Below are 4611 nucleotides of genomic sequence, written 5' to 3'. Positions count from 1 at the left end.
TCCGTTATCAGCAGTACTACCAGGCTAACGCCAAAGTGATTGATACGGCTTCTACTATCTTCGATACAATTCTTGGTCTACGAGGTTAACTTCCTAAAGTCTAGTACTAGTTTAGCAGCTCACAGCGGCCACAGGGCCGCACTTATGCCGTGAGGTAGGGATTATCGGGTAGCGGCATAAAACGCCGCACAGGGCGGCATTGACGCTTTGATCAAATAATCGGCACGAAGGGCACACAGCCACCCAGGGCCAGGCCCAGAGCGGCAATCAACATAACGCGCATCAATGCACCTCTTTCTTGGGCAGTTCTTCCTGTAGCGCCCGCGCATAGGCCGTGCGGGCGGTCTGATGGATGGCCAGCTGCTGCTTGAGCTTTTCGATCTCAGCATCGGTCACGCGCAGGTTCAACACCTGGTTCTGGGCGTTTTCGGAAAGGTCGGCCACGTTGTACTCAGTGCCGTCAATCGTGATCGTTTGCTTCTTTTCATCTGCCATGGTGTTGCTCCTTAATGGGTCGTTGAATTAACTATCAAAATCAAATTCTAAATCGTCATCGTTATCAAAAACACTGTCGAGGTTTTCTGGGGCGTCCACCGTACCCTGCTTCGCGTGAAGTTTCGCTCTTTCGGTTAACTGGTTAAGCTGGCTCATTGAAAACAGTTGTGCGTGAGCCAAGGCCATTGGTGCGCCTTTAAGTGCGGCATACGCCTCCCCTTCCAAGGCATTCAGGGCTTTTTCATCTATCCGATACAGTCCCGTCACCGCTAATGGCTCTTGGCCTTCGCCACGTTCAATTTTCAAGGGCCAAGGTTCAATCACCCCGGCATCTCCCAACACCTTTACCGCTTGCTGGGTCACTTGGCGGTTTTGCTCGCACTGTTTAAGGAAATCGAGTGTCTGCGCAGCTCTCTGCGTAAGATTGCCCTCCTCATCAAATAACGGCTCGCCTACCTTATCGCTGAGGTGATCGGCATCAATGGCGAAGACTTTCTCGCCGGTTTCGCTATTGGCCAACGTGAAGGGATATCCACGTAAAGAGGCGGGCACATAATTACCTAACCAACGCCCATCACTGTGCAAGTAAAGGTTATTCTGCCCATCCAAACTCAGCAGTGCCATCGGCTGGTAACGTTCGCCTTGTTGGATAAACCCCAGCGCATAGTGCGGCAACAGCTTGGGCATTTCCGCCAGTAATATGGTCGCGACGGCTTGGTTAATGGCAAAAGCATAGCCTTGGCGGGGCAAGTAATGCTTGGCCTTGTGCTGGCTGGGCGATAGCGCGATCCATTCGGGCATGAGTGCTTCCTAAAAAGTGTTGACAAGGCATGAGCGCTGTCGTTGTCGCGCCCCTTGTAGGTTGATTGCCATTGTACCAACCAACGCCTACGATGCGATGCTTTCAAGGAGAGAAGGAGACCAAAAGTTGGTGCTTGTTATCGTGTTGTTTCTGTGTGGATTCGGTGGCTTTCTGCTCGGCAATCAGTACGGCCATTATCGGCGGCTTTCACCGCTACTGCCGTGGTATCTCTCGGCGTTCCCACCTCGCCCTATTACGGTGATCCAGTGGTTTCATCGACAAATACAATTAATTTGGCATTACAAGTCAGTCGCGGGAAAGTGTCGTGGTCGCCCCCTCACGCCCGTGTATGTAGAAGACTGGATATTGACGATTCATCGGGAGAACCCTGGATATTCCTGTCGACGTATCGCTGCCTTGCTACGGCATGATTTGAAGCGCCCTATCGACAAGAACAACGTAGCCCGCATTCTCAAGAAACATGGTTTTTCTCCGCCCCCATCTGATCGCTCGCGACGATATCAACAGGAGCCGACATGGCGAACTTTTTTGAATAACCACAACGTATGCGGTATGGACTTCAAAACCACCTTCGATATCTATTGTCGGCAGGTGTTCATCTTGAACATTGTCGATCACCACCGGCGTCGTTTGATCTGGTCACGCGCCACCTATAACCCCACTGCCCAGTGGATCGCTCAGCAACTACGGGAAGCCTTTCCGTTCGATGATGCCCAAGGTCGCATCATGGTAATGGATCGTGATACAGCATTTTCCCATGTTGCAAAACACACGTTGCCAGGTTTTGGCATGCAGGTAAGGCGAACGAGTTACCGGAGTCCTTGGCAGAATGGCGTGGTCGAACGTTTTAATCGGACACTGCAGGAGGAATTGCTGGATTACCTTGTGCCATTGGGCTTGCGCCACTTGAATCAACGATTGACGGAATATCGACACTTTTACAACACGGCACGCCCCCACATGACCAATGGCGGAGACCCTCCCGTTATTTCTGATGGTAATGCCGCCAACGACAGCAATATGTCACAGGAACCAGAACGCTATCGTTTGAAATCGGTGCAATGGGTAGGCGGGTTGCATCATAGCTACCGGCTAAACGCCGCCTGATATCCACCACCTTACACATGCAGAACTTTCTATTGGCAGTCGCCAAGGATGACGCCTGCCTGAATGGTGTGGTTTAGCTGTTCTATTTCTTCCTCCACGCTATTTTTCCAGCCCACATACCCTTTTCGTTCCCGACTTTCCCCAGCCCCAAACGAAGAAAACCATCAGCAAGATGGTCATTTTTTGATCAACTTATAGGTCGTGGAATTTTTCACCACCACAGTCGCACAGCGCAATGGCTTCGGGGGAATCGCCCAGAGTCGCCAGCCACTGGTCATAAAGCGCATAGAGGCCATCCAGGTCAGCCTGGGTCATGGGCTCGAACAGCAGGTGCTCGTAAGTCTCCAGCTCGGTGAGTAACGCCGTGCGGGTAGCCGGAGGGATAGGCGCCGTTTCAGGGCCTTGGGAATCGGGGTAAGCAGTCATAGAGAGAGTTTAGCAGCTTATCAGTGGCGTGGCGGACACAGGCGCTTGGCATCGGTATGATACACTGATTGTCAGCCACCCTATATCACGGTGGGAGGTATTGATCATGATAACGGCTATTCCTAACCCTCTTGTCCAGCACTTGCTCGACGTTGCCTTCGACCTGGCCAACAATGCCGGTCGGCTTATTCAGCGTATCGCGGATACCCGTGAAAGCAACCAGCCAGGGGACGACACATTTCAGCGATTGATGCGTAAGGCCCAGGTATCTTTCGATCAACTGGTCGAAGATGCCGACCAGTACATTCTAACGGTCGAAGAGAGCGGTGATGCCCCGCTTGACTATCGCTCACTGGAGGGGCTTACCAAACGGTTGCGCACGATGGAGCGCGAACTCAAGCGCTTGATGAATGACCCCGAGACACCCAGCGACGTCACCGCACTATTGGAACAGTGTGGTTTTCGTCGTGCCATCGCCAAGGCGCGTAGCCGCATGGCCCTGGCAGCCCATGTGTCCAAGCAGCGACAGGTGATCGCCAAGACGTATGACTCGACGGTTTCCCCTGCAGCCTACGCCGCCGCTGCCACGCTCATGACAGTAAAGCTGAGTGAAAAAGCGAGAAAGGCAGGTGATTGAGGTAGCCTTCCATCCGGAAACGGAACACTACTTCGACAACATTGACGCCACTTTCCCTGGGTTCAAGCAGGAACTTCTGGAGAGTTTCACGGACTATATCACTGCTGGCCGGGAGGTCGTGCCTGATTGCTTCGGCAACGATGCGCCTTACACCCACCCTCATAGCGCCTTTCGCGCGGGGTTGATGCACATCCACATTGCCGTCCCGCCAACCACCTTCCCCAGAAAGCGCCCCCAGGCGGACCGGAAGTGTCCGATGAATGCCTCGGACCAAGATGCGGCCTTGGTATACGTGCAAGGTGAACTGGAGGAAGAACACTATTGCCTGCTGGCAATCCTCTACCCGGACGCCCATCAGCAAGCACGCGACAACCACACCATCCCCTACCTAGCTCGCCTGGCTCAAGAATTCAAAGACTTTCATTGAGGCTGCCTGTCGTAACCCAGCATCAGAAGACCCATAGCGGCCATAGGGCCGCGTTTATGCTGTGAGGTAGGGGAATTCATAAGGTGGCGGCATAAAGCGCCGCACGGGGCAACGTAGGCAGATATAAGAGCCCGAAGGTAGAATACGATCAACGCCGTTTTTTCTTGAAGCTAAACAACTCCACTACATTACTTGTCGATAAGGGCGGCTCATCAATAGCACTAGCATTCCCCTCAGAACGCGCTGCTGCTTCCCATAATGCCCTGCCTTCGGGTGTTTGGCGTAGGTTATACGGGTCGTCCCGGTTAGGCACGACGTCTATCAGCGCGCGGATTAGCTCGGCCTGATCGGCCACGGTGAGCTTTCTACCGAGTTCGTAGCGTTGCTCGAACTGATATTTGTAATCGGGCAATACCTTTAGCCAGCGATCTACGTAGGGATTGATCGAGCCGTAGAACGTTTTGATGAAGGCCCAGCACGATTTCTTGTAGATGCCGATCTGGAAGACCACTTCATCATAAGCGACTTCTGTTGCCTCCCCTTTCGCCTGCTGAGCAATCAGCGCATCCATCGCCTGCAATAACATTGGCAAGAAGTCGACATAACCCAGGAGATCAATCCACTTCGCTCTGTACGTGTTCAGCGTGTCGAGATCCAGGGCATAGGCCTGCAGCCGTTTGGCCTGATTGCTTAGCC

The 4611-nt window shown here is 53.2% G+C and carries 8 protein-coding genes; 4 read left to right on the top strand and 4 right to left on the bottom strand.

Features of this window, described 5'->3' with window-relative positions; translation table 11 throughout:
- Positions 1-89 (top strand): flagellar basal body rod C-terminal domain-containing protein (locus tag QC823_RS16295; protein ID WP_422823686.1); only part of this gene is annotated, 89 nt, incomplete at its 5' end.
- A 193-nt stretch (positions 90-282) separates the two neighbouring features.
- Here the strand turns inward: QC823_RS16295 and QC823_RS16045 are convergent.
- Positions 283-495: a DUF6447 family protein gene (locus QC823_RS16045; protein WP_309657347.1), complete on the bottom strand. Its 213-nt coding sequence runs from the start codon at positions 493-495 to the stop codon at positions 283-285.
- A gap of 27 nt (positions 496-522) precedes the next feature.
- On the bottom strand, positions 523-1296 hold the full coding sequence (locus QC823_RS16040; RefSeq protein ID WP_309657346.1) for a SapC family protein: 774 nt from the start codon (positions 1294-1296) through the stop codon (positions 523-525).
- A gap of 130 nt (positions 1297-1426) precedes the next feature.
- Here QC823_RS16040 and QC823_RS16035 point away from each other — a divergent pair, with 130 nt between their 5' ends.
- The gene (locus QC823_RS16035) at positions 1427-2425 is read left to right on the top strand and encodes an integrase core domain-containing protein (protein WP_309657348.1); all 999 of its coding nucleotides are present in this window, start codon (positions 1427-1429) and stop codon (positions 2423-2425) included.
- Between the two features lie 192 nt (positions 2426-2617).
- Here the strand turns inward: QC823_RS16035 and QC823_RS16030 are convergent, their stop codons facing one another.
- Positions 2618-2851: a hypothetical protein gene (locus QC823_RS16030; RefSeq protein ID WP_309657345.1), complete on the bottom strand. Its 234-nt coding sequence runs from the start codon at positions 2849-2851 to the stop codon at positions 2618-2620.
- Positions 2852-2957: 106 nt separating this feature from the next.
- Here QC823_RS16030 and QC823_RS16025 point away from each other — a divergent pair, with 106 nt between their 5' ends.
- The gene (locus QC823_RS16025; RefSeq protein ID WP_309657344.1) at positions 2958-3488 is read left to right on the top strand and encodes a hypothetical protein; all 531 of its coding nucleotides are present in this window, start codon (positions 2958-2960) and stop codon (positions 3486-3488) included.
- Positions 3481-3915, top strand: a complete 435-nt coding sequence (locus QC823_RS16020) for a type II toxin-antitoxin system YafO family toxin (RefSeq protein WP_309657343.1) — start codon at positions 3481-3483, stop codon at positions 3913-3915. Before QC823_RS16025 ends, QC823_RS16020 begins: the two co-directional genes overlap by 8 nt.
- A 148-nt stretch (positions 3916-4063) precedes the next feature.
- Here QC823_RS16020 and QC823_RS16015 read toward each other — a convergent pair.
- A partial coding sequence (locus QC823_RS16015; RefSeq protein WP_309657342.1) for a hypothetical protein occupies positions 4064-4611 on the bottom strand: 548 nt, incomplete at its 5' end.

This window comes from Vreelandella vilamensis, from assembly GCF_031451755.1.
In the GTDB taxonomy this organism is placed as follows: Bacteria; Pseudomonadota; Gammaproteobacteria; order Pseudomonadales; family Halomonadaceae; genus Vreelandella; species Vreelandella vilamensis.
Note: the sequence above shows the minus strand (reverse complement) of the source record. Positions and strands in the feature narration are given on the sequence as shown.